2 rRNA genes are annotated in these 3252 nt (G+C 47.0%); both read left to right on the forward strand.

Annotated features, from left to right (window positions below):
• Positions 1-103: 103 nt before the first annotated feature.
• Positions 104-2992: ribosomal RNA gene (locus BLT46_RS12860) — 23S ribosomal RNA — on the forward strand.
• A gap of 143 nt (positions 2993-3135) precedes the next feature.
• Positions 3136-3245, forward strand: a 5S ribosomal RNA gene (rrf, locus tag BLT46_RS12865).
• The last annotated feature ends 7 nt before the right edge of the window (positions 3246-3252 follow it).

The following is a 3252-nucleotide window of genomic DNA, read 5'->3' on the forward strand; positions in this document are numbered from 1 at the left end:
GCCACAACGATCATTGACATATTGAGATACTTAACTAATACAGTTAGAAAAGAATCAAAAATAATAAAATTTATAGAAAGTACGATTCGAAAGAATTGTAAGCACATAAGCAAAATAAGGGCGTATGGGGAATGCCTAGGCTCTCAGAGGCGACGAAGGACGTGATAAGCTGCGAAAAGCTACGGGGATCGGCACACACGACTTGATCCGTAGATATCCGAATGGGGCAACCCAGTATGTTGAAGACATACTATCCTAATAGGAGGCGAACCTGCTGAACTGAAACATCTAAGTAGGCAGAGGAGAAGAAAACAAAAGTGATTCCGCAAGTAGTGGCGAGCGAACGCGGAATAGCCCAAACCAATGTTGTTACGGCAATATTGGGGTTGTAGGACCACGATATTTCTTGCGGATTTAATTAGAATTACCTGGAAAGGTAAACCGAAGAGGGTGATAGTCCCGTACAAGTAAGAGAAGATAAGAATAGTGGTATCCTGAGTAGGTCGGGGCACGTGAAACCTTGATTGAATCCGGCGGGACCATCCGCCAAGGCTAAATACTCCTGAGAGACCGATAGTGAACCAGTACCGTGAGGGAAAGGTGAAAAGAACCGTGAATAACGGAGTGAAATAGATCCTGAAACCATACGCCTACAAGCGGTCGGAGCCCATTCGTTGGGTGACGGCGTGCCTTTTGCATAATGAGCCTACGAGTTACCGTTGCTGGCAAGGATAAGGACTTCAGGTCTGGATCCGTAGCGAAAGCGAGTCTTAATAGGGCGCTTTAGTCAGTAGTGGTAGACGCGAAACCGTGTGATCTACCCATGGGCAGGTTGAAGTTTAGGTAACACTAAATGGAGGACCGAACCGTTTAACGCTGAAAAGTTTTCGGATGACCTGTGGGTAGGGGTGAAAGGCCAATCAAACTCGGAAATAGCTCGTACTCCCCGAAATGCATTTAGGTGCAGCGATAATCGATAGTTACTTAGAGGTAGAGCTACTGATTGGATGCGGGGGCTTCACCGCCTACCAATTCCTGACAAACTCCGAATGCTAAGTAATGATAATTATCAGTGAGGGCATGGGTGCTAAGGTCCATGTCCGAGAGGGAAAGAACCCAGACCATCAGCTAAGGTCCCCAAATGTATGCTAAGTTGAAAAAACGCGGTTTGATTGCCCAGACAGCTAGGATGTTGGCTTGGAAGCAGCCATTCATTTAAAGAGTGCGTAACAGCTCACTAGTCGAGCGATCGAGCATGGATAATAATCGGGCATAAGTATACTACCGAAGCTATGGATTTACGCTTTATGCGTGAGTGGTAGGGGAGCATTCTAACGGGGTTGAAGGTGATTTGTGAGAATTGCTGGACCTTTTAGAAAAGAAAATGTAGGCATAAGTAACGATAATGCGGGCGAGAAACCCGCACGCCGTAAGACTAAGGTTTCCTCAGCTATGCTAATCAGCTGAGGGTTAGTCGGGACCTAAGGCACACCCGAAGGGGGACGTCGATGGCCAACGGGTTAATATTCCCGTACTACTTATAACAGTGATGGAGTGACACAGTGATGAAAGCACCGCGAACTGACGGAATAGTTCGTTGAAGCACGTACCTATAGGTCTGATAGTAAAATGCGTCGGACTTGGAGAAATGCGATAGTACTCGGAGTCTACGGACGAAGAGATAGTGTGCCTAAGGGCTGTCAAGAAAAGCTTCTAAACTTAGGTTATAAGTACCCGTACCGTAAACCGACACAGGTAGTCGAGGAGAGTATCCTAAGGCGCTCGAGAGATTCATGGCTAAGGAACTAGGCAAAATAGACCTGTAACTTCGGGAGAAAGGTCGCCAGCGCAAGCTGGCCGCAGTGAAAAGGTCCAGGCGACTGTTTATCAAAAACACAGGGCTCTGCAAAATCGTAAGATGAAGTATAGGGCCTGACACCTGCCCGGTGCTGGAAGGTTAAGAGGAGATGTTATCGGTGAGTAATTGTTGAGAAGCATTGAATTGAAGCCCCAGTAAACGGCGGCCGTAACTATAACGGTCCTAAGGTAGCGAAATTCCTTGTCGGGTAAGTTCCGACCTGCACGAATGGTGTAACGATCTGGACACTGTCTCAGCCATGAGCTCGGTGAAATTGTAGTATCGGTGAAGATGCCGATTACCCGCAGTGGGACGAAAAGACCCTGTGCACCTTTACTATAGCTTAGTATTGTTCTTGGATAAGTGATGTGTAGGATAGGTGGGAGACTTTGAAATGGCGTCGCTAGGCGTTGTGGAGTCATTGTTGAAATACCACCCTTTGCTTATTTGAGATCTAACTTCCGTAAGGAAGGACATTGCTTGGTGGGTAGTTTGACTGGGGTGGTCGCCTCCAAAAGAGTAACGGAGGCTTCTAAAGGTTCCCTCAGCACGCTTGGTAACCGTGCGTAGAGTGCAATGGTATAAGGGAGCTTGACTGAGAGACAAACAAGTCGATCAGGTACGAAAGTAGAGCATAGTGATCCGGTGGTTCCGCATGGAAGGGCCATCGCTCAAAGGATAAAAGGTACGCCGGGGATAACAGGCTGATCTCCCCCAAGAGCTCATATCGACGGGGGGGTTTGGCACCTCGATGTCGGCTCGTCACATCCTGGGGCTGGAGAAGGTCCCAAGGGTTGGGCTGTTCGCCCATTAAAGTGGCACGCGAGCTGGGTTCAGAACGTCGTGAGACAGTTCGGTCTCTATCTACTGTGGGCGTTAGAAATTTGAGTGGATCTGATTCTAGTACGAGAGGACCGATTTGGACCAACCTCTAGTGCATCTGTTGTCTCGCCAGGGGCATCGCAGAGTAGCTACGTTGGGAAGGGATAAGCGCTGAAAGCATATAAGTGCGAAACCCACCACAAGATGAGATTTCTTTAAAGGGTCGTGGAAGATGACCACGTTGATAGGCTATAGATGTAAAGACAGTAATGTCAAAGTCGAGTAGTACTAATAACCCGTAAGCTTATGTGTATCTCTCCCTGAATAATTTCAGGGAGAGGGCAACTTTCTAAGCAATAAATTGGATAATAGATTCAATTCAAAACTTACTGTATAGTATAAAGTTAAGTAACTTAATATAAAAATATTAGTTATCCGTAGGGTAACAACCGATTTAAGGTGGTTATTGCAGCGGGGCTCACCTCTTCCCATTTCGAACAGAGAAGTTAAGCCCGCTAGCGCAGATGGTACTGCTAAGCAGTGGGAGAGTATGACGCCGCCTTTCTTTTGAA

The organism is Myroides phaeus (assembly GCF_900099675.1).
Taxonomy (GTDB): domain Bacteria; phylum Bacteroidota; class Bacteroidia; order Flavobacteriales; family Flavobacteriaceae; genus Flavobacterium; species Flavobacterium phaeum.